Genomic DNA, 21,777 nt, shown 5'->3' with positions numbered 1-21,777 from the left:
TCCTGTTGACCTCTTTTGGGGACTTGGCGCAGAAGGCACGGCATGAGATCTTTACCCACTTTATGGTTTCTTCGCCACGGACAGACGGAATGGAACCGCGACTACCGCCTTCAGGGGCAGCTGGATTCGCCATTGACCGAACAGGGAATAGCCGAAGCCCGGCGTCAGGCGTTGATCATGCCAAAAATACTGGCAGGGAAGCCCGCGATATTTGCTTCACCTTTGGGTCGCGCCCGCCAAACGGCTGACATTGCGCTTGCCGGTGCAGATTATACCACTGATCCGCGACTGATGGAGATTGATGCAGGGCGCTGGCAGGGCCGCTATCGGGCGGATATCATGGCTGAACATATCGAATGGCAGGCCAATGGCCCGACAGCGCTTGATATCTATGAAGCAGCGGAAGGGGGCGAAGGAATTGTCGCATTTCATGATCGCATTTGCAGCTTTGTCAAGGATTTAACCGGGCCGACCGTGATCGTGGCCCATGGTTTGCTGGGGCAGGTGCTTCGAGCTCATGTTCGCGGTATTGAGTTGGCGCAAGCAGGCCAATTGTCAAATCTTCAGGGTATCGTCTATCTGCTTGAAAACGGGCAGGAAACAGTACTTGAAGTCGAAGAATGATCGCCCATCTGCCGTTGTTTGCGTTCCGTCATGGAGAGACCGAGTGGAATGCGCCGAGTCTGTTACTTCGGTCGCTCCCCAATTTCGCAGGCGCGGCGAATGTCGGCAATACGGTCTTGCTAACGCAGCATTTCAGTTTTCTGCTCAAGCGCCGACGATATTGGCATCATCATTGTGCTTCCAAGAACCCAGTTCACTTGTTTGTCCTGAGCCACTTCATAAATTCACGCAGCCCTTTAGGCTGCCGATCCGGCAAAGTAACCATGTAGTAACCAAGATTCCGCTGATTGAGTGCACAGATCTTGACCAGGTCCCCAGAAACGATGTCCCGCTCCACAATGGACTTGGGTTGGACCGTGACTCCAAGCTTGGCGGCGACGGCTGACAACACCAATGCGTTGGTATTCAAGAGTGTGAGTTTGACCTTGTCAAAGTCGACGCCTTCCCGCTCAACAAGCGCTTTTCGTTCCATCATATGACGTTCCATGATCCACGGCAGGTCTAAAACATCCGGTAAGCAATCTACCTTTCTGTCGCCAATCAGGTCTGGATGCGCGACAACTAAGAAGTCGCCATCTGTCAGCAGTTGAGACTTGAGTGCGGGCCATTCCCCATTGCCATATCTGATCGCCAGATCGGTTCCGCTTTTTCGCAAGTCGACCAAATCGACGCCTGGATTGATGTTCAGGGAAATTTCCGGGTGCAGTGCCCAGAAATCGCCAATGCGCGGCATCAGCCAGTTTGCTGCAAATATAGGAGTCACTGCAATGTTGAGCGGCCTTTGTTCGCCCAATGCCCGTAGATTTTCGACACCGTCTGCGATGCTTTCGAAACCGGTCTGCAAATCCTCGGCAAACCGCGTGCCCACTGGCGTGGCGACAATCCCGCGACCTTGCCTGACCATCAGGCTTTCGGAAAACTCCGCCTCAAGACTGCGGACATGATGGGCAATCGCCGCGTGCGTGACGTTCAGCTCGGACGCTGCCTTGCTGAAACTTTGGTGTCGTACTGCGGCTTCAAAGGCACGCAATGCTGCGAGTGACGGTATTCGTGACCAGTTCATTATATGATACCTGAACTAACAAATAGAGAAGCATATTGATTGGCCGATATGCTGCCTACATGCCTATATAGAATTTAAGAATTGTCAAATACTCAAGGAGAAGTGGCATGTTAAATCTATTTGGTACATTCATCACTGGACTCTCTGCCCATGATAAGGCTGATCCAGCGCACGCTTCCATGTTTTTGGAACATGAACGTCGCAAAGGAGAAGAGCTTCGTCATCGTCTCACACACGAAAAACGGTTTCTCAGAGGACGATAACGATTGGTTTTCTCTTGCATACACAGCCTTCAGGGGCCGCGTATGTCTAAAGCTCAAAGGTTTGGCAACATGACTGCATTCGTTATTTTTCAGGAAGACATCCATGATCCGATTGCCTTCGAGACCTACAAGAACATGTCCCCCGCTTCGATCAAGAAGTATGGCGGCCAATTTGTAGTGCGCGGTGGCCAGATTGATGTGCTTGAAGGTGACTTCGCCCATGAGCGAGTCGTTGTCATCGCCTTTCCTGACAGGAGCGCAGCCCATGGTTGGTACAATTCGGTCGACTATGCCGAGGCCAAAGATTTGCGAAAATCGATATCATCCGGCGCGGCAATCGTTGTTGCCACACTTAGCTAGAGCTCAATTACATCACTCCCGCGACTTACCTTTCACAAACATTTGTTGTGCGGAAGCATATGTCGCTATCTCAGACACGAACAGGAAGTCCTCATGTCCCAGACCACTCACGCATTCCAATATGGTGAATACGGCAATCCCGACGTTTTGACATGGGATGAGGTGCCACTGAACGAACCCACCTCTGACGAAGTTCAAATCCGGCATACTGCTGTCGGCGTCAATTTCCTGGATATCTATCAGCGCAAAGGAGCGGACCGTTCACTAGCCTTTCCGGCACGCATCGGTGTTGAAGCCGTAGGTCGGATCGAAGCAGTTGGCGATGCGCAGACGCGTTTTGCATCGGGGGATCGCGTTGCTTACGTTGGTGGTGCACCCGGCAGCTATTCGCTGGGCCGCAATATCTCGGCTGGTCGGGTAATAAAACTACCCGATTGGATCGAGGATGATCTGGCAGCGGCTTTGATGTTCAAAGGGATAACGGTCGAGTATTTGATCAACCGATGTGTGGCGGTGAACCAAAATCAAACCGTCCTGTTTCATGCCGCTGCGGGAGGCGTTGGTTCACTTGCGTGTCAATGGCTTCATGCCAAAGGCGCTACTGTAATCGGTACTGTCGGCTCAGAAGAGAAAATTGAACAGGCTCTCGCGAATGGGTGCGATCATGTCTTGTTGTCTGATGATCCGGAGTTTGTGACCAAACTGCGTGATCTGACGGGAGGTGTGGATGTCGTATTCGATTCCATCGGCCAGGCGACGTTCACAAACTCACTCGATAGTTTGCGCCCCCGTGGTACCATGGTCAGCTTTGGAGCGGCCTCTGGGGCACCACGTGAGTTGGATGTATCGGACCTGGTAAGCAGGGGGTCATTATTCCTGACCCGCCCCTCCATCGCCCATTACACGTCAGATCCAGAGGAATTCCAAATCGCAGCTGATACGCTGTTTAAGGCGGTTCAAGACGGGGCAATCAGACAACCTCAGATTACCAGGCTTCCAATCAGGGAGGCGCGTCAGGCCCACACCCTCATGGAAGCTAGAAAAACAACAGGGTCGCTGGTTTTGATGCCTTAATATGATGAACTATGCGACAAAGCCAATTCGCTACTTCCGCTTCAAGAGCATTAAGCCAGCGCCGACAATCAGCACCATCCCCGTGATCGTTGAGAAACCCGGGGCGCTCTCGAAAATGAACATGTCCCAGAAAGCGGCATAAACCAGATAACAATACTCAAATGTTGCGACGATTGCTGGTGGAGCAGTCTGATATGCCCCAGCAAGGCCGAGGCTTATGACGACGGTGAAGACAGCAAGCAGAACCAGTACTAAACATTCTGTTGTACCCAGAGGCGACCAGATTCCAAAAACGTAAGGAAAAGCATCTGGAAGGGCACCTTCAGGTGGCCAAATGTAGAGCATTGCACTGACCGCGAGCGCGACCACAGTCATCACTAGCATTAAGGAGAGCACCATGGCTGCTAGCGGAACGTCCTGACATTTGGTCCGGGTAGTGATGTGCGAAATCGCGTAAAAGCCAGCACCTATCACTGGCAATACGGCCCAGGGTGAGAACGTATCTGCGCCTGGTTGAAGAAGGATAACAACACCTGCAAACCCAACAAAAACGGCGACCCAGCCAATCGGCCCCACCCGTTCCCCGATGAAATAGGCAGATAGCAATGTCACAATGATCGGCGCGATATAGTTGGCAGCACCAACCGTGGACAAGCTTATGAACGGTATCGCGCCATAAAATGCCAGGAATGTCACGGTCACAAAGAGCGCCCGAAGTAGCGGCCATTTCTGCAAGGCCATCCCGAGCACTGCCCCATGAAAACCCTGTATCCTTGCCAGAACAAAAAGAATGGGAAGCGCAAGTATCCCACGCAGAGCAAAGATTTGCCAAAGGGTCAGATTTCCGGCGTAGAGTTTGAATACCACATCCTGAACCGAGGTCACAAACATGGTGGCCAGGATGAGCACGATGCCGCGCGTAACATTTTGCGGGCGAGCGACTCCCGAGTAAATCGTCATTTCGGGTACCTTCAATGTGTTGGGTTTACGGGGTGCGGCGCGGGCTTGTCATTCAAAAAGAACACCAGAATTCCGGCAAAAACGGCGAGCCACATGGAGGACTGCCAGACCCAATCGTATTGGGCATAAAGGTCGTAGAGCACACCACCGAAATAGGCCCCAAGGGCCGCACCAACCTGATGCCCGGCGGAAATCAGACCAAAGGCTAACCCCATAACGCGCATGCCAATATGCGACGCTACTAGGCTGGCAGTTACCGGTACAGTGGAATAATCGACCAGGCCAAACAGGATCGAGAAAAATATTAGGGTCTCAAAACTTGCTCCGACGTTGATCAGAATGACAAACGTCAGGCCGCGCAAAAGATAGATACTCCCCAGCAACGCCGGCCTGTTTACGCGATCGGTGAGCCATCCTGCAAGGATCATGCCGACCAGGTTAATGGCTGACAAAAGTCCGTAAGCTGTTGCCGAGGGAACCGGACCAAACCCGCAAAAGGAGGCGTAGGGCAGAAAGTGCGTCTCGATAACACCAGACGTCGTGTAGCCACAAATAAAGTAGCTCCAAAACAATATTTGAAACGCAGGCAGTTTAAGGATCGTTTCAAGGTCTTGTGCCAAGGTGTTGTCGGGTTCAGTCCGGGCAATTGTTTCAGGCAAAGCCTTTGGCGGACGCGGGAACCACTTGTGCACACAGGCCATAGTTCCCAGCGATCCCAGCCCCAGAAGGATAAACGCCATGCGCCAGTCATATAATCCAATCAGCAGCGCCAGCAGTGGTACAAACAAGAACTGACCACCTGTCGAACCAGAGGTTGCGATACCCGTCGCCAGACCCTTGTTACGGGTCACTTCCTGTTCAACCGCGGTTGAAACCACATGGGTTGCAACAAGGCCAAAGCCAACTGCTGCAATCCCACTGAACGCGATAAAGAAGGCCAGCGGGTTTGTTGTTACGGCAACAAGAAAGCACCCCACTGCAAGGGCTGCCAAACCGATTTGAAGAATGGCGCGCGCGCCTTGTTTATCGACAAGCCGTCCACCAAAGGGCGCGATAATGGCCATAACAAGCAATGCAGTGGCAGCGGCAGAAGACGTAAAACTACGGCTCCACCCCATGTCTTGTTCCAATAATGGCATGACCAGTCCCAAGGCAGCCCGAGCCGAAAAGGTCAACGCAAGGGCCACGAAAGACAGCGCTATGATCAAGGAAGATCGATGGTGCTGAGTTATGCCTGTCATGCGATGATCTTTCAGTTCGAGTGCCGTTAGAAGGATTTACAGTTCCGAAGGTTTGGCTTAAATGACAACATGCGATCAAAAACAGACAACATGGATAGGAGCAGCAACTCCGGCATCAAACGCGTTGTGTTTGTGATCTATCCCGGTGTTACGCTTTTGGATGTCACCGGGCCGATCCAGGCCTTTTCGAGCGCCAACAACACCGAAGCCGCACAGCGCGAGCGCATCTATGACGTGGTTGTCGCCTCCCCTGAGGGCGGAATGATCACTACAGATTGTATGGTGGAGTTGGGCAGTGTTTCGCTGGAACAAGCTGCAGAGATTCCAATCGACACACTCATCATAGCGGGTGGTGACGGTGTTTTTGACGCTGTTGAGCAAGACAGTCTTGTGGAATGGATCAAACAGCGCAAGTTTGACAGCAGACGTGTTGCCTCAACTTGCATGGGAACTTTTCTGATCGCTGCGGCTGGATTGCTGGACGGGTTGAGCGCCACAACCCATTGGCGGCACGTTGAAGAACTGCAGAACCGGTTCCCAAACATTCAGGTAAAACGAGACCCCCTCTTTATCCGACATGGAAATGTCTGGTCTTCCGCCGGGGTGACAGCAGGCATCGATCTGGCACTTGCCATGATTCAAGAAGACATGGGGCACGAGGCCGCGATGCAGGTCGCACAGACTCTTGTGGTGTTCTTCAAGCGCCCCGGTGGGCAATCGCAGTTCAGTGATATCCTGACAATCCAAGCGGCAGAGGCGGGCGGTCTGTTCGCCGATCTTCATGCCTGGATCGCGGGGCACCTTCAAAGTGACCTCAGCGTGACGACACTGGCAGAACGACTGGCTATGAGCCCGCGCAATTTTGCGCGAAAATACAAAGACAGCATTGGTGTCACTCCCGCAAAAACAGTCGAGATGATGCGGGTCAATGCAGCCAAACGCATGCTGGTAAAAAGTCATCGATCTTTGGCAGAAATTGCGTTGAACACAGGGTTCATCGATGAACAACGTCTTAGGCGAGCCTTCCATCGCCATGTTGGCACGTCGCCAATGGCCTATCGCGAAACATTTGGCGAAGCACTCGTCGAATAGCGAGCCACCGTTTCCGCGAATACACGTCAGGCCTTTTGCGTTCTGCCTTCTCTGGTCAGCAGGAATGCGCAAGACAAGATAATCAGACATCCGATGACAGTGGTCAGCGCGGGCACTTCTGCAAAAAATACAAAACCGAGCAGAGCAGAATAGACCAGAGATGCATAGAAAAGCGGTGCCAGAAAGCTCGCCTCTGCCAGCCGCGCACCGCGCAGGACGCAGAATTGACCGATCACCGCGACCGTACCCAATAGTGTCAACAAGCCCAGTTGATGCAAGGTCGGCTCGACCCAAACAGGGAAAGCCCCAATCAGGGCCAGCAGTGCCCCGGCCAGATTGCTGTAGAAGATGATGGTGATGGCGTGATCTCGCGACTGGCTGAGCCATTTGATTGATGTGACTTCGGCACCCATGAATATGGCGGCGGCAAACGGGATCAGCCCCGCCCATGATACGCCGGATCCTTCTGGCGCGGCTATCACAATGGCCCCTATGAGGCCTAGGCAACCGATTGCCCAACGGCGTCTGTTCATGCGTTCTGACAGAAACCATGCTGCAAACAACATTGCGAAGATGGGGCTGGTAAACCCGATCGCCGTTGCTGCTGCCAATGGAACAAAATTCACCGCGACAAACATCAACACAATTCCACCAAACCCGGCGATGGTTCTGACAAAATACCGTTCTGGATGAGTTGGTTTCCAATGTGATTTGCGGCTCAGAACAAGCGGCAACAAAACCAAAGCGGCCACTGCATATCGCGCCAAAGCCAATTGAAGGACCGGAATGCCCCCCCCATCTGTCTGCGGAATTTCCTTGGCCAGCGCATTCATCAGGGCAAAGCAAAACGCGGCTATCAGAATCCAGATTGCCCCTTTGATTTTGCCATTGGCTGTCTCCAACTTGCGTCCTTCCCCGATGAATGTCTGAACGGTCCAGCCAGATGTTGGCTGGACCGTCTTGGGCAGAGGCCTCAGAAAAATGCACCGAATACCCAACCTGAGATCATGGAGCCGACAGCGGCCAACACCAGATAAAGCAGGAATGGTTTCAGCTTCAGCACGGGAAAGATTGCCATTGCACCCCATATGCTGACAACGCCACCGGAGACGAGAAATGCCATGGCGGCACTGGACGACATCCCGTGCTCCAAAAGGGCTCGCGTAAGCGGCAATGCGGCATAGCCATCGATGTAGGCCGGGCCGCCGACAATGACCGCAAGGGGCACGGCAAAGGCGCTGTCACGACCCACGTAGTCAGCCACTGCATTGGGCTCCAGCCAATCATTCAGAATGTGCTCAGCCGCAAATGCTGGGGCGAGTACCAGAAGGATCATCCGGGTGATCGACCAGCACTCCCGCAAGAATTGTTGCCGTCGGAAAGGGTCGCGCCAGAATCTCAGATCAAAATCCAGACCACAGGTTTTTCCAGCGACACATTGCCCACCCAATGATCCTACAATCTTGTTGGTGCGCAACGGTGATTTGGACCATGTTTGGTTAGCAAACAGTGCAGTCATGCCACCCCCGAAAAGACCCAACCCAATGGCGGCAAGAGCTTTGCCGATGGCAAATTCCCAACCAAGTGTTGCCGCCGTTGCGGACAGCAAAGCAGGGCCGGTGATGGGCGAGGCTAACCAGAAGGCCATGACAGGTGCCAGAGGAACACCGGCTGCAAGTAACCCAGCCATCAGAGGCAAGACCGTTACGCCACATACCGGCAGAAATGCCCCTACAACGGTGGCGCCAATCACGGTGTAGACAGGGCGACCGTGAAAAACCTTTGCCACATGACGGCTTGCGCCACTGGCCGTAATCCAGGCGGCAAGCAAGATGCCGGGAACGACCAGCGGCGCGACATGAATCAAACCGAGTGTAACAAACTGCGCTACTTCCAGTGCATATGCTGGGGCACGGATGATCAGAATGGCAAGGGCAAGACCCGTCAAACCATAGACATGTCTTATTCTAGGTCGCGAACTTTGAACGATTTCCATGACAGACATAACGATCTCCTGTTTCTTAAGAACAGAGTATGGGCGCTGGACAGGTATTTGAGAAACGAGTAAATTGAGAATCAACCATCGGAAAAATGAATATCTTGGCACATTTGAGCAGCGACCACCTTCGAACTTTCCTCGCCATCAATGAGGCCGGGAGTATGACGGGCGGGGTAGACCGAATTGGACGTTCATAATCCGCGACAAGCCTTCAGATCAGACAATTGGAAGAGGTCATTGGACAGCCGGTTTTTCGCCGCCATGGCCGCGGTGTCACGCTGACAATTGTCGGAGAAAAATCGTATCCCGTTGCCCGCAGCGTTGTACGGTCTCTGGACGCCACTCTGACCGAACTGCGTGGTGGCGGGTTGAAGGGCAAACTTCGTATCGGAATGACCGATGATCACAGTCGCCACGAGTTGACTGGTATCATCTCTGAATTTGCAGCCCTTCACCCAGATGTTGAGCTTGAGGTGCAGTGCGCGTTTGGTTTCAAATTTGAGGCCGCGCTAAGGAACGGAGATCTCGACCTGGCAATCCACGAAGTGCAGCGTCCCAATGACCGCGATGAAGTCTTGCGTGAGGATCACTTGGTATGGATGTGTGCTCAAGATAGCGATCTGTCTGAGGCCGACTCCTTGCCAATTGCTCTATTTGATCGCGATTGCTGGTGGCGCGATCTGGCGCTATCTGAATTAGAAGAACTAGGACAGAATTATCAAGTGATATTCTCCAGCGAGAGTGCGGTCGGTGTTCGATCTGCAGTTCAGGCAGGGATTGCGGCGGGTTTGCTAAGTTCGTCGGATGATATCGATGGAGTGCGGCCACTTCCGCACCTCCCAGTTAGCAGTTCGACTTTCCTTGTGTTGCAAAGGGCAGAACAAGCCAACGGGCCGATCTGCGATGCGATGTGTCAGACAATCCGAAATGCCTTTGGCACCTGACCCTACTTCGCTTACTTATGCAAATTCGAAGCAAGAATTGGTCGATTTCGGACTCAATCACCTGCCATGGCTCGTGCACCGTGGCTTGAACAGCTATCGTTTTCTGATGCTAGACTTTGAAACTTGCAATGCCGCGCGACTCAGGCGCGACCCAAGCTTCGATGGCGTGTTTTTCACCGCAGTTCGGACAACAAAAATCTATTGCCGCCCAGTCTGCCCTGTAAAACACCCACTGACCAAAAACGTCAGCTACTACCCAACGGCGGCAGCGGCGGAGAAAGCAGGATATCGTCCTTGCCTGAGATGCAGACCTGAAACTGCACCATTTTCACCAGCGTGGAATGGAACATAAACAACTGTCACTCGTGCGTTGCGCTTGATTGAAGGCGGCGCACTCGACAACGGTACGGTAGGAAAGCTGGCAGAGAAGTTGGGTGTTGGCCCGCGCCACCTCAGCCGATTATTTTCAAAGCATGTAAAAGCATCACCGATGCAGGTTGCAAAGACCGTTCGTATCCAACGGGCCAAACGTCTGCTGAATGACAGTTCGCTTCCAATCACGGAAATTGCTTTTCAGTCAGGCTTTGGCAGCGTCCGCAGATTTAATGCAGCATTCCTAGAACTTTATGGACGTTCACCTTCGTCCATCCGAAAGCCCAAAGCATGAAGAATATTCCACTGTATTATACATATTTCGACAGCCCCGTCGGACAGCTCCTTTTGGCGGGCGATCAGACATCACTCCATTTCCTGAGTTTTCCCGGCGGGCACAAAGCATTTGGACCCCAGCCAGAGTGGACCTTGTCCGACGCTCACTTTAGCGCCGTGAAAGTACAGTTGTCGTCATATTTTTCAGGGTCCCTTGCGGTGTTCGATTTTCCATTGACCCTGCATGGTACGGATTTTCAGAAACGCGTTTGGAGATTGCTTAAAGAGATTCCTTTTGGCGCGACACGGACCTACGGTGGACTGGCGGAGAATCTGGGAACGCCTAGGGCCAGCCGCGCTGTTGGGGCGGCAAACGGATCTAATCCGATACCCATCATTATTCCCTGCCATCGGGTAGTCGGATCAACCGGGAAGTTGACGGGTTTTGGTGGGGGCATCGACACAAAACGCTTTTTGTTAGATTTGGAAGATTCTTCGAAAGAGTTTCTTTAGAACTCACTTTGCGGCGTAAAAACATGACCACTATGCGCGTCCGACTTGAAGTACCCGCCCATCAATCACCAGCAATCCGCATGAAATCAAAGCCAACCCGACAAAATGTGTCGTGGCCAACACTTCGCCCAGAAACCCGGTCCCAAGCAGTATTGCACTGACAGGGATCAGAAGCGTGACAAGTGAGGCATTCACAGCACCCGCTGTTGCGAGGAGGTGGAAAAATATCATGTAGGCCAAAGCAGTTGAAAAAAGCGCCATTCCTGCAATCGAACCCACGGCGGCAATACTGGGCGTAGCCAATGCCCAAGGATGATCGACCAACAAAATTACCGGTAACATGATGACGGTCGTTGCAACGAGCTGACCCAGTGCACTCACCGAGCTGGACAATCCTAGCGCGTTGAACCGTCGACCGTACACAACTGAGAAACCTTGACAAAGAGCCGCCGTCAGACAGGCCAAGAGACCAAGTGTAGCAACGCTGGCTCCGGATGAAACCTCTTTTCCAAACAAAAAACCGACACCAATCAAGGCCAATACAACGCCAAAGAACTTGTTCGCAGTGAACTTTTCATCGGCCAGCATGAAATGTGCAACCGTTATGGAAAAAACCGGAGTAGCGGCATTTGCGATGGATGCCAGACCGCCCGGTATGGTCGTTTGCGCCCAGAAGAACAGGCTGAACGGGACTACATTGTTCAGAAACCCCATCGTCAGGAATGCCTTCCACACCTGCCTGTTTCTAGGCAATGTATTGCCTCTCATCCCAAGGTAGATGAACAAGGCCAAAGCTGCGATGCTTACCCGCAGAAAAACAACCGTCAGGGGTGGAAGTTCACCCACAGCTATTGAAGTGAAAAAGAACGTACCACCCCATAATATCGACAGAAACCCAAGCAGCCCCCAATCCACAACCATCATTCTCATTTGCACGTCTTCCTAATTTGACTTGAGGAAGATGTACGGGCTCAGAGCACGTCAGGCTGGCCTCTTTAGGACCTGATCATGTCAAAAGGGAATTGGAGGCGATTCTGTTTCAGCTTTGTTTTCTCGCGCCAAACCCTACCTTGCTGCCATTTGCTTTAGAGTTTCGAATGTCCGGTCCAGGCTGCCCGAGTTCGTGTCACACAAGTTCCAGTACTGGAGTTTCAAAATTGCCCCCGGACACAAACCCAAACCACATCCCAATCTGGCCCATCATTTTCGAACCGCCAAAGTTCCTGCCCCAACAATCATCAAAATGCCGGAAATCGTCACCAAGTCAGGGATTTCGTTGAAAAAGAGTATCCCCCATATTACGGCAAACCCGACATAGGCGAAATCAAAGGTCGAAACGACGAAAGACCGCCCATATTGATAGGCAATGGCAGTGCCAACGCCTCCGATCAGGATGATGATCGTGAACAGCCCAAAGGCCAAGGCTTCGGCCGCACCGATGTGAACCCATTTCTCTGAAAGAAACGGGGCGTCAAAGGTGGGCAGCAGGACCGGGCCGGCCAGTCCCACCAATATGAAAGCGATATTCAGTACGATCGCCAAAATTAGCGGGTGTTCCTGCTGGCATTTGGTGCGAGTCAGGATCATCGACAGAGCATAGAGGATGGCCGAGATGATCGGCAAAAGAGCGTAAGCATTAAACTGATTTGCCGTCGGTCTCAGGATGAGTGCTACTCCGGAAAACCCGAGGAGTACCGCTACCCAGCCAAGTCTGGAAACTTTCTCGCCAACAAGAAAGGCGGAAAAAAGCGTGATGAATATCGGGAGCGTGTAATAGCTCGCCGCTGCGATGGAAAACTCCAGATGTGGTAGGGACGCGTAATAGACGACCCACATCACTGCGAGCATGAAGCTGCGCAGAAAACTCCAGCCAATCGAGACGGGCCGTAGAGGAACATGACGAAACCTGAACGTCCAGGCCGCCAGCAATACCGGCACCGCCATCAGAGAACGCAGCACGAAAATCTGCCATAGAACCAGGCCCACGCTGGTTAGTTTGATCAAGGCGTCACCCAGGGACAATGCAAAAACCGTCAACACTATGACGACCACAGCCAATGGGGTGTTGTCTTTTGATATACCTGCCGCACTTTGCATTACCTGGGATTTCCCATTTTGGCGTAAGATCAGTTCTAAAGGTACAAATTACGTCAGAAAATTTACTTCTCATCTCAATCGCATTACTCTGAGTTATGAGAAATCTCAGAATGGTCCTCCCACCTCTGGCGTCCCTCCTGCCGTTTGAAGCGGCGGCACGGCTCGGCAGCATCACCAAGGCCGGAGAAGAGCTTGGCCTGACACAGGCGGCCATCAGCCGCCAGATACGCGCGTTGGAAGATCATCTAGGCACGCAGATGTTCGAGCGCCGCAATCGCGCAGTCTATCTGACGGAAGAGGGCCGTGCGTTCAGCCAAACCCTCACACAGTCTCTGCAGGCGGTCGCCAACCATTCGCACGAGCTTCGCCATACTCGCGATGGTGGCGAGGTCCTGTTGCGCTCGCAGCTTTGCGAAGGGCTCTATTGGCTGATGCCCCGCCTGTCGGAATTCTATCAAAAGCATCCTGACATCGGGGTGCGGCTGATCACATCCACCCGCCCGATGACCGAGACAACGGAACGATTTGATCTAGCGTTACAGACGGTCGGGCGCGACTGCAGTAATGGCGAGTTGGCATTTGCTGTCCCAGATGATGTCTTCCCTATTTGCAGCCCGAAATATCTTGAAAGGCTGGCCGAACCCGTTTCGTTCGAAAGATTGCAGGATTATCGACTGCTTCATCACAGCGGCTCGCCGCCGGATTGGCTGGATTGGGACAGATGGTTCGAGCGGGTTGGCGCTGAAATACATGTACAAAACAACGGCGAAGTTTATGACAGCTATCCGCTGATGATGCAGGCCGCAATCGAGGGGCATGGAATAGCTTTGGGCTGGAAACGTGCGAGCGAACGACTCCTGGGGTCCGGTGCGCTGGTCAGACCCTTCAATGAACTAGTGAGTGTTCCGGACAGCTTCGGTGTTTACAAACCCAAAGGTTGGAAGCCGAAACCTGGAACATCAGAAGTTTTAGATTGGATAAAGGGCGAATTGGTTTAATTGGGTACTTCAGATCGCATCCCAACATTCAGAACTCTGAAGTAAACGGCCGCTCTATGCTGCATCTCGCTTGCCAGAAATTGTTGTGACGAAAGTACGGATTCGGGTCGAGCCAACTTTATGCCCGCCAACGGCCGGTTCAGCGACATGCATGGTTCTGTTGCAAAGTTTTGAGCCCGCCGAGCAGTTTCAGCAATTGCTCGGGAGTCAGGCTGCGAGCTCAGCGAACTGCTGAAATGGGCAGAGTCCGGGTGTGAATTGCCCCTTGCGGATCATGTGCGAAACCTCGATGCCTGCTAGCGTCGCCGATCTGCGCGAAGGGAATGGCCGCTAAGTGGGCTGCGACTGCAGCATCCCGAACGTGCGTCCAAGGTCGGCTAATGGGATGTACCGGCTGCTTTACCCAGCAGGTTAACCCCCTTCGAATACATCTGCAAAATCTGGACAAACGAACCGCACCGTTTCAATGTCGATCCAACCCACCACACGCTGGGACCATTGCAAGAATTTTTTGGTGTTGTTTGCGCTTAACCCGCCGGTCCAAAGCAAGATAGTGTTTGTATTTTGCGCGGCGGGCATCCAGCAGCGGCAGCATGGCGTGTGCCAATACCTCATCGACTTCAATCAGCGGGCGCACGACATCATCGAAGCTGCCATGTTGGATAGTCTTGGGCAGACGAAGTCCGAAGATCTTCAGTAGCCCACGCATCTCATTCGCTAAATCAATCGTCTTGTTGAGCAGGGCTTTGCGGCAGCTCAACAAAGCGCGCGTTCCGTGCGCCTCTCGGCTCTTCATGTGAACCGGGCTGAACTAACCTGTCCGCAATATCTGCGCAATCCCTCGGGCATCGTTCTTGTCTGTCTTGTTGCGCATCGCCGACAGAGCAGCATTGACCTGACGAGCCTCCATGCAAACGACGTCGAAACCCTCATTCGTTAAGCCAAAAAACAGATGCTGACTCATCGTGCCCGCCTCGAACCCGATCCTAACAACAGGACGCCCGAAGCTCTTCAAAAAAGCGGTGATCTCATCAACATTGCAAACCAACTCGCGCTCAAGAACGGTGGCGCCTTTGCTATCCACAATACATAACGCACATGATCGCAGCGATACATCCAGTCCGGCAAAAAATTCCATCGTATTTCTCCCTTGTTCACAGATCTCCCGTGATCCTATCGGGAGCTCGACCTCAGAACAGGGTCAGCCCAATTACGCATGCTTGGGGCCGACTTTAACGACGAGGTTGACGCGATCTAAGCGTCACCCGGCGGTATACACGTAAGAGCCACATCGATTGATGCTATGTTTAAAAAGCCGGTCATGCTCTGATGCAATCATGAAAGTGAATAAACCTGCGTTGGCCTACGGAGCTTTGTTACTTGCAATGTTGATCAGTGCCGGGAACTTCTTGTGCGGTAATCTGGCCGTCAATGAAGTTCATCCGGTTGCACTGACATTTTGGCGCTGCCTGATTGCAGCAATATTTGTGTTGCCGCTTGTTCTGAGGGGACAGGGCCACCCGTTCCAGCATTTCAAGGGCAGTTGGCTCCGTATTACAGCCCTTGCTTGCATTGGCGTGGTCGCCACACCTTGGTTTGTTTATTCTGCGCTCCGCTCAAATGATCTCATAGATCTTGGGGCCGGTTACACCAGCGTACCCTTACTGACGATATTGTTTTCGGCACTATTGCTCGGTGAGCGGTTGCTGCTTGTTCAGTATCTGGGTGTTGTGATCGCCCTCGTTGGCGCACTGGTTTTTGCATTTCGCGGTGAATTCTCAAACCTAATCAATTTCGACCCGCATCTCGCCTTCCTGTTGATGATCGCCTCCAATGCCTGCCGAGGGTTCTACTTAGTTCTTCTTAAGAAATGGAACATGCACCCTAAGCCTGATGAAGGCTTGTTCGTTATATTCGTTGTTGGCATTATCGTCCTACTGCCGTTTGTTGTGATTCACGAAGTAGGCAAACTTCAACCATTAGACTACTCTTGGCAGGTCTGGGGCTCTATTCTCTTTATTGGAGTTGGCATGGGTGCCATCTACCTCCACATGCTCAATTTCGGTACAAACGAAGTTGGTGCGTCGACGGCTTCCTTGTTTGCATATCTCGTGCCGATACTCGTTACGGTCGAAGCCGTGGCCCTAAGGGGCATGAACCTTCAGCTCTATCAAGTCGTCGGCGGCGTGCTGATTATCGGTGGAGTTCTGATCGCAACCCAGTTGCATCTTCGACCAACCGCTGCGGACCATCCGCCTCATTGATGCACATGTTGCCAGAGACTAGGGGATTGGCATCGATTTGGATGGCGCGTTTTGAATTGAAATACCCAGCCGCGCTGCACAAACTGCCAGAGACGATAATCAATCCGGCAAGCCAGCTTTCTGAAGATCACTGACAAACCTGTCAAGATCACGTTGTTGAAAGTTCTCGAATGCCAGGCGGACGCGCGAACATGTCATGGCGGGGTAAATCTCTTTGCTCTGATAGACTATCTGCCTTGCCCCTTCTATGCGGTGTTGTCGTATCATAATTACCGCCAATACATAGTGCCCGAATGGGCCAACGGATCTACCTTCCAATGCTGTTCTTGCGCAGGCTTCAGCTTGTTCCAGATTATCAAGGAGGTAGAGGCACATGGCTTTTGATAACAATTTGACCTTGAAGTACGGTCCGGACGGTCCAAACCGGGTTGCCGTCTCAAAATGCGACAGTGCCCGTTTCGCCTGTCCATTTACAAGCTGAGTGTACCCAAGAACCAGGTGAGCGTTTGCTGCGCTTGGGTTGAGACTGACTGCAAGTTCTGCCTCTGCGATTGCAGCATCGTATCGGTTGTACACAGTATATGCCCGGGCGAGGGTGGCATGGGCAAAACTACTGTGTTCATCCAGGGCAACAGCGCGCTCTGCGTGATAGAGTGCACGTTCCTTTGCCCCTTTGCGGTCATCAACCTGGGTGAAAAACAGCTTTCGAAGCTCGGCATTTGCCATGACGGCATGCGCAAGCGCATAGTCCGGCGTCATGTCGATAGTCTTGGATAAAATGTCATTTGCCTTTTGAGTATCTTCGTCGGTGAACTTGAACAGATGCCACAGAGCTTTTTGAACCCTATCCCATACATTGACCTCACCACGTTTCAGACGGGCTTGCTCTCGCAAGTCGAACCGCAGTTCCCAGTCGATATGCCCGACGACGGCCGCGGCGATTTCCTCTTGCAAGGAAAAGACATCCTCAATTTTGTGATCCAGGCGATCGGCCCAAAGGTCATGCCCATTCGACGTATCTACCAGATGGGCGGTAACGCGAACGCGCTGGTCGTCATGGCGCACACTACCCTCTACCAAATAATGTGCCCCGACGCGTTGCGCGATTTCTTCGCCGGATAATGAAGCATCCTTGAGTAGTTTTGTCGAAGTAGGTGAAACCACCGACAGCCAATCCACCTTCGCAAGTTCGGTAACAAGCTCCTGGTTGATGCCAGCCACAAAGCCATTGCCATCGCCTTGTCGACTGAGGTCGTCGAACGGCAATACTGCAATTACGGGTTTTTGCGGTGCCGGAAGTTGAGTGACCATACGATCGAACAGACGTTCTTTTTCGGCTGGCAGTTCAGTCTTTGGTGCAAGCGTTTCGGTTTCAGTTTGAAAACCGGACAAAGATTCATGCGTTGTCGGGAAGTGGAACACCGGTCCGTGCCGCGGCCAATCAACATTGTTGAGCGTCATATAGTCTTTGAGATTGTGTGCTGCATATAGGAAAGCGTGGCCACGAGCACCATCGCCGATCTGCTTGTTTGCGAAGTTAAGGCCCACTGCGACGCGGGCCAACAAATATTGGCTTTCCATAAAACTTAGCCGATGGCTTTCGTGGCGTTCAACCCAGCTCATCACCCCACGCCGCAGAGTTCTGACGAACTCTACGATCCCAACGTCATCCTGCCAAAGTCCCAACGTGTGGTGTTTTGAGTGAAAGAGCCCGAGATCATCAAGGATGGCATCCCATTGAGCTGGCACGCAGTTTCCGCGTCTCGCCAACAAGTAAGCCAACTCGAAATACGCGTGATCATAAAACAGGAACTGATTATCTTCGTACAGCGCCAGATCAATCAGATAATATTCTGGGTCACTGCTTTGATGTGATCGTACCAGGACATTGTAACCGTGAAGATCTCCATGCAGTCGGCCTTTGGCCGCTCGGATGCTTAGGCGGCTTGGCAAGTCCTCGTTGCAGGCAAATGTCAATGGGTTTGGGTACCAATGTCCTTCAAACATAAGGCAACGCTCGTTCGGATCATGGCCGCAAACATCGGACAGGAACCGGTGTAATCGACTTTCCTCAGGATCCAGTCTGTAACCTAGCCAACCGGAAAGCATTTCCCGAGGCGACTGCATTCCCGGTGCCATCTGGTAGTCAGAATTCCAGTCATCAAGTAGGCTTCGCGAGAGCCGTTGGAGAACGTTCAAGGCCAGTTCGTAGCCACAGTCGTTCCAAGGAAGAGAATACTCAAGTCCTTGCGCCACGACCGTTGAAAGGATCGCGATCTTGCCTTCATGTTCCAGCGAGTTGACGATGCGAGCCAGGTGTTTGGATCCGAATACTGGTATTGCTTCGAACGCCTCGAGGTGTCTTTGGTTTTCGGTCTTTTCTTGCCATTCTGGATCGGGAAGGGCGTCAAGTTTGAGAATGGCCTGACCACTGAAGGCATCGCATGTAATGTCTACTATAAAGACAAGAGCGCCAGACTTGCCTGCACTTAGCCGTTGGTGAAAGTAAATTTCACCTTTTACCGACCAGCGGTCAGTTATCAGTGGTAGAAGCTCTTTGTAGGCTTCCGGCCAAGAGAGATCATCGATGGCGGACATTAACAACACTCCGCAGAAGTACCGCCAAGGACTGTGTAATTCTGCGCGGCGGAACTGTTCTTTTGCATGATACACAAGCAAACGTGTGAACCAAGTTGTTTGGATCCACCGGTCAGATCTTTCTGCGCGACAGCTTGACCTTCCCAGTAAGAGCCCGAAGTTCGCGCTTGCAGCGAATGACGGCAAAGCGAGCGGCGACCGCAGCATCTTGAAGGTAAGGCCAAGGTCCACAATGGGCCGTCCTCGATATGCCATGGCGGCATGAGTTTGTGGATGCTGCGCCGACCCCGAGGTCGGCTCAGAGCCCACTTTGACCGATGCTGCGCGACGCCCCAATGACAGCAACGCGCAGAAAGCTGACTTTGCAAACTTTAGCGGGCGGCCCAGAGCCAACTTGAAGCGCCTGGGCACATATCCGCAGTCGCAGCCTGTTTCCAAGAAGTTCGCTGCAACGTGAAAAATTCGCCAAAACTCAGGATTGGAAAACGAATATGTGGCTCGCCCGCTAGATATCGACCTAATGTTGGATAGTAATGCGCGGGATCGTCAGCTTACAAAATTGTAAACTTCGCCGCATTTTCCAGCAAAGCGCGGCTCCCATGTTGATCTCATCGGAAGGCAATAAAGCCTTCTAACAACTAAACTATGGAGAGAAAACATGGACAAGAAAAACGCAGCGCTCGGCGCACTGGCAGGTCTGGTTCTTACAGGAGCTGCCGTCGGTTCGGTTTCGGCACAAAGCACTACAGAGGCGACGGGACTCACTATGCAGCAGGCCATTGAAATCGCGCTTCAGGAAGTGTCCGGTGAGGTCCAAGAAGCGGAACTCGAAAACGAAGGCGGGACGAAGATCTATGAGGTTGAGATCCTCGATGCTAACGGTCAAGAGTTCGAAATCGAGATTGCCGCCGACACCGGTGCAGTGATTGAGGTTGAGGCTGAAGATGAAGGCGACGATGACGATGACGATGACGATGAAACATAGGTCGCGGCCAAGCTGCGAATGAATGGCCAATGCGGAGGTCGCTCACTAGAGTGGCCTCTGAATGCGTGACGGTAAGGGTCCACATGCGAATTTTGTTTCTGGAAGATGACAGCCAACTTGGGTCTTGGGTTACCAACGGCCTGCGCGAAGAAGGTCATGTCATCGACCATTTCGAGGATGGCAAAGACGCTTTGATGGCGGCTATGGCTCAGGAGTACGATCTTCTAATTCTGGACCGCATGGTCCCGGGCCTCGATGGGTTGGCGGTTTTGAAGTCCTTGCGCGCGTCGAAGAATACCACGCCCGCGCTTTTTCTAACGGCTGTGGGTGAGGTCGACGCCCGCGTCGAAGGCTTTGATGCTGGCGGCGATGATTATCTTACGAAACCTTTCGCCTTTGCCGAACTCTCTGCCCGCGTGGGCGCTTTGGGCCGCCGTCGTGAAGGCCTAGAGGCGAGACAAGCAGAAGCCACGGTCTTGCGCCATGGGGATTTGAGCCTCGACCTTCTAGCACGGACCTGCAAACGCCAGGATCAACAGATTGAGCTATTGGCCAAGGAGTTTAAACTTCTGGAATACTTGATGCGAAGACCGGGGCGATTGGTGACACGTACGATGCTGCTGGAACAGGTCTGGGATATGAGTTTTGACCCGACCACAAGTGTCGTAGAAACCCACATCAGCCGGTTGCGCACCAAAATCGACAAGCCGTTTGATACACCGCTGATCCGAACACGTCGTGGGGAAGGCTATGTCTTTGGACGGTAATCTGACCTGGCTTCGCCGCTCCTCGACCTTGCGGCTAGCGTTGATATTGTCAGCCATCTTCGCGCTTTGCATGGCTACCGCAGCCTATATCACGATTAAGGTTGGCTCGGATGTGTTCGAACGCCGTGTCGATACGACGCTGGATGCGTTGGCAAAGGCCTCAGCCCTTGAGGGTGCGCGCGGCGACCGGTTTGGCGTCATCTTGCGTCACCCAAATGATCTCGAAGACCTGCCAATTGCTTTGCAGCGTGTGGTTGCGCGCGGCGGGGGGACGGTGGAGCTGTCCCATGATTTTCGGGAATCCGAAGCCTGGCGCGTTCTTGTAGATACCGACAGTCAAGGCGCACCGGTCATGGCGGCTGTTCCGCTTGATGACGCGGAGGATGCGTTTGAACTCTTAGGCGGTGTTCTATGGACCACGATGTTGACAATGATTGTTCTGACATTGGTGGTTGGGTTTGCCACCGGTATCTTCGCCCAGCGACGTCTCAAGCGGATTAACAGCACGCTTTCGGCGTTGGCCTCTGGCGACCTCAGCGCGCGCACGGAGATCACGCGGAACAAGGATGACCTCGACGACATGGCACGCCAGGTGGATTTGACTGCTGCCGAGTTGGAGCGGTTGGTCGCCCAGACCCGCCATCTCAGCGCGAATTTGGCGCATGACCTGCGCACCCCGCTGGCCCGCCTGCGGTCTCGACTTGAAAGCTTGCCTGAAGGAGAGGAACGCGGTGCAGCCTTGGAAGAGTCAGAGCGGTTGTCTGGCATTTTCGATACGATCATGCGGGTCGCTCGGATTGAAGCCACCCACGGCACAGATGGTTTCGAAAGGGTTGATCTGGCGAACTTGATGACCGACCTGTCTTTGACCTTTGGCCCAGTGATTGAGGACACAGGCAAAGTGCTGAAATTTGATGCGAGCGACGCTGAAGCGGTTTTCGCTGATCGTCAGATGCTTGTTCAGGCAGTTGCAAATCTCATACAGAACGCAATGCGCTATGGCGGGGACAAGATCAATCTCGCAGCACGTGGTCGCACCATTAGCGTCGCCGACAACGGCCCCGGTGTGGCATCAGAGAAATACGCCGAGATCATCAAACCCATGGTTCGTCTTGACGCAACACGGCAAAGCGAGGGTACGGGTTTAGGTCTAGCCCTCGTCCGTGCGGTTGCAGATCGCCATGGTGCAGATCTGATCTTATCGCAAACCGATCCTCACGGGCTGACTGTGACGCTGAAGTTTGCAGATTTGTAAGTTTTGAATCAGGCGGACGTAAAGCCCGAACC

At 53.0% G+C, this 21,777-nt stretch carries 23 protein-coding genes and 1 pseudogene; 13 read left to right on the top strand and 11 right to left on the bottom strand.

Annotated elements, in window-relative coordinates:
- Positions 1–42 precede the first annotated feature (42 nt).
- Positions 43–624 carry a histidine phosphatase family protein gene (locus RUM8411_RS07150; protein WP_085821981.1) on the top strand — a complete coding sequence of 194 codons (582 nt, stop codon included), beginning with the start codon at positions 43–45 and terminating at the stop codon, positions 622–624.
- A 193-nt stretch (positions 625–817) separates the two neighbouring features.
- Here RUM8411_RS07150 and RUM8411_RS07145 read toward each other — a convergent pair whose 3' ends face one another.
- Positions 818–1,687: a LysR family transcriptional regulator gene (locus RUM8411_RS07145; RefSeq protein ID WP_085821980.1), complete on the bottom strand. Its 870-nt coding sequence runs from the start codon at positions 1,685–1,687 to the stop codon at positions 818–820.
- A gap of 332 nt (positions 1,688–2,019) precedes the next feature.
- Between RUM8411_RS07145 and RUM8411_RS07140 the strand changes: the two genes are divergently transcribed.
- A complete protein-coding gene (locus RUM8411_RS07140; protein ID WP_159453862.1) occupies positions 2,020–2,310 on the top strand; it encodes a DUF1330 domain-containing protein in 291 nt (96 codons plus the stop codon).
- 93 nt (positions 2,311–2,403) lie between these two features.
- Positions 2,404–3,384, top strand: coding sequence for a quinone oxidoreductase family protein (locus tag RUM8411_RS07135; protein WP_085821978.1), 981 nt, complete (start codon positions 2,404–2,406; stop codon positions 3,382–3,384).
- A 30-nt stretch (positions 3,385–3,414) separates the two neighbouring features.
- Here RUM8411_RS07135 and RUM8411_RS07130 read toward each other — a convergent pair whose 3' ends face one another.
- Positions 3,415–4,344, bottom strand: coding sequence for a DMT family transporter (locus RUM8411_RS07130; RefSeq protein WP_085821977.1), 930 nt, complete (start codon positions 4,342–4,344; stop codon positions 3,415–3,417).
- A gap of 11 nt (positions 4,345–4,355) precedes the next feature.
- A complete protein-coding gene (locus RUM8411_RS07125) occupies positions 4,356–5,585 on the bottom strand; it encodes an MFS transporter (protein ID WP_085821976.1) in 1,230 nt (409 codons plus the stop codon).
- Between the two features lie 90 nt (positions 5,586–5,675).
- On the opposite strand from RUM8411_RS07125, the gene RUM8411_RS07120 reads away from it, so the two are divergent.
- The gene (locus tag RUM8411_RS07120; RefSeq protein WP_200818543.1) at positions 5,676–6,677 is read left to right on the top strand and encodes a GlxA family transcriptional regulator; all 1,002 of its coding nucleotides are present in this window, start codon (positions 5,676–5,678) and stop codon (positions 6,675–6,677) included.
- Positions 6,678–6,703: 26 nt separating this feature from the next.
- Here RUM8411_RS07120 and RUM8411_RS07115 read toward each other — a convergent pair whose 3' ends face one another.
- Complete coding sequence (locus tag RUM8411_RS07115) at positions 6,704–7,579, bottom strand: DMT family transporter (RefSeq protein ID WP_159453861.1); 876 nt, start codon at positions 7,577–7,579, stop codon at positions 6,704–6,706.
- Positions 7,580–7,650: 71 nt separating this feature from the next.
- Complete coding sequence (locus tag RUM8411_RS07110; protein ID WP_085822031.1) at positions 7,651–8,682, bottom strand: permease; 1,032 nt, start codon at positions 8,680–8,682, stop codon at positions 7,651–7,653.
- 218 nt (positions 8,683–8,900) lie between these two features.
- On the opposite strand from RUM8411_RS07110, the gene RUM8411_RS07105 reads away from it, so the two are divergent.
- The 4 genes from RUM8411_RS07105 to RUM8411_RS07095 are packed head-to-tail and all read left to right on the top strand — an operon-like array spanning position 8,901 to position 10,781.
- Positions 8,901–9,620, top strand: coding sequence for a LysR family transcriptional regulator (locus tag RUM8411_RS07105; RefSeq protein WP_085821973.1), 720 nt, complete (start codon positions 8,901–8,903; stop codon positions 9,618–9,620).
- On the top strand, positions 9,580–9,972 hold the full coding sequence (locus RUM8411_RS23190) for an Ada metal-binding domain-containing protein (RefSeq protein WP_306372826.1): 393 nt from the start codon (positions 9,580–9,582) through the stop codon (positions 9,970–9,972). The genes RUM8411_RS07105 and RUM8411_RS23190 overlap by 41 nt, the downstream gene beginning before the upstream one ends.
- An 18-nt stretch (positions 9,973–9,990) precedes the next feature.
- Positions 9,991–10,287 carry a helix-turn-helix transcriptional regulator gene (locus RUM8411_RS22965; protein ID WP_306372825.1) on the top strand — a complete coding sequence of 99 codons (297 nt, stop codon included), beginning with the start codon at positions 9,991–9,993 and terminating at the stop codon, positions 10,285–10,287.
- On the top strand, positions 10,284–10,781 hold the full coding sequence (locus tag RUM8411_RS07095) for a methylated-DNA--[protein]-cysteine S-methyltransferase (RefSeq protein ID WP_085821972.1): 498 nt from the start codon (positions 10,284–10,286) through the stop codon (positions 10,779–10,781). Before RUM8411_RS22965 ends, RUM8411_RS07095 begins: the two co-directional genes overlap by 4 nt.
- 30 nt (positions 10,782–10,811) lie before the next feature.
- Here RUM8411_RS07095 and RUM8411_RS07090 read toward each other — a convergent pair whose 3' ends face one another.
- Together RUM8411_RS07090 and RUM8411_RS07085 are read right to left on the bottom strand one after the other, a co-directional pair.
- On the bottom strand, positions 10,812–11,705 hold the full coding sequence (locus RUM8411_RS07090; RefSeq protein WP_085821971.1) for a DMT family transporter: 894 nt from the start codon (positions 11,703–11,705) through the stop codon (positions 10,812–10,814).
- A gap of 276 nt (positions 11,706–11,981) precedes the next feature.
- Complete coding sequence (locus RUM8411_RS07085; protein ID WP_085821970.1) at positions 11,982–12,878, bottom strand: DMT family transporter; 897 nt, start codon at positions 12,876–12,878, stop codon at positions 11,982–11,984.
- 110 nt (positions 12,879–12,988) lie between these two features.
- On the opposite strand from RUM8411_RS07085, the gene RUM8411_RS07080 reads away from it, so the two are divergent.
- Complete coding sequence (locus RUM8411_RS07080; RefSeq protein WP_200818542.1) at positions 12,989–13,876, top strand: LysR substrate-binding domain-containing protein; 888 nt, start codon at positions 12,989–12,991, stop codon at positions 13,874–13,876.
- Between the two features lie 207 nt (positions 13,877–14,083).
- On the opposite strand, the pseudogene RUM8411_RS22960 reads toward RUM8411_RS07080, so the two are convergent.
- The 3 genes and pseudogenes from RUM8411_RS22960 to RUM8411_RS22950 form a co-directional block, all read right to left on the bottom strand.
- Positions 14,084–14,185: pseudogene (locus RUM8411_RS22960) on the bottom strand (IS6 family transposase); the annotation flags it as partial.
- Between the two features lie 154 nt (positions 14,186–14,339).
- Positions 14,340–14,636 carry a hypothetical protein gene (locus RUM8411_RS22955; protein WP_234995151.1) on the bottom strand — a complete coding sequence of 99 codons (297 nt, stop codon included), beginning with the start codon at positions 14,634–14,636 and terminating at the stop codon, positions 14,340–14,342.
- A gap of 51 nt (positions 14,637–14,687) precedes the next feature.
- The gene (locus RUM8411_RS22950; RefSeq protein ID WP_234995150.1) at positions 14,688–15,014 is read right to left on the bottom strand and encodes an IS110 family transposase; all 327 of its coding nucleotides are present in this window, start codon (positions 15,012–15,014) and stop codon (positions 14,688–14,690) included.
- 199 nt (positions 15,015–15,213) lie between these two features.
- On the opposite strand from RUM8411_RS22950, the gene RUM8411_RS07070 reads away from it, so the two are divergent.
- A complete protein-coding gene (locus tag RUM8411_RS07070; protein WP_159453860.1) occupies positions 15,214–16,140 on the top strand; it encodes a DMT family transporter in 927 nt (308 codons plus the stop codon).
- 99 nt (positions 16,141–16,239) lie between these two features.
- Here RUM8411_RS07070 and RUM8411_RS07065 read toward each other — a convergent pair whose 3' ends face one another.
- Positions 16,240–18,738, bottom strand: coding sequence for a phosphotransferase (locus RUM8411_RS07065; protein WP_085821967.1), 2,499 nt, complete (start codon positions 18,736–18,738; stop codon positions 16,240–16,242).
- A gap of 658 nt (positions 18,739–19,396) precedes the next feature.
- On the opposite strand from RUM8411_RS07065, the gene RUM8411_RS07060 reads away from it, so the two are divergent.
- From RUM8411_RS07060 to RUM8411_RS07050, 3 genes are all read left to right on the top strand, one after another.
- On the top strand, positions 19,397–19,723 hold the full coding sequence (locus RUM8411_RS07060) for a PepSY domain-containing protein (RefSeq protein WP_085821966.1): 327 nt from the start codon (positions 19,397–19,399) through the stop codon (positions 19,721–19,723).
- Positions 19,724–19,806: 83 nt separating this feature from the next.
- A complete protein-coding gene (locus tag RUM8411_RS07055; protein ID WP_085821965.1) occupies positions 19,807–20,490 on the top strand; it encodes a winged helix-turn-helix domain-containing protein in 684 nt (227 codons plus the stop codon).
- On the top strand, positions 20,474–21,745 hold the full coding sequence (locus tag RUM8411_RS07050) for a sensor histidine kinase (protein ID WP_085821964.1): 1,272 nt from the start codon (positions 20,474–20,476) through the stop codon (positions 21,743–21,745). Before RUM8411_RS07055 ends, RUM8411_RS07050 begins: the two co-directional genes overlap by 17 nt.
- Positions 21,746–21,777 lie beyond the last annotated feature (32 nt).

Origin of the sequence: Ruegeria meonggei (assembly GCF_900172215.1) — a bacterium.
GTDB classification, from domain to species: Bacteria; Pseudomonadota; Alphaproteobacteria; order Rhodobacterales; family Rhodobacteraceae; genus Ruegeria; species Ruegeria meonggei.
Note: the sequence above shows the minus strand (reverse complement) of the source record. Positions and strands in the feature narration are given on the sequence as shown.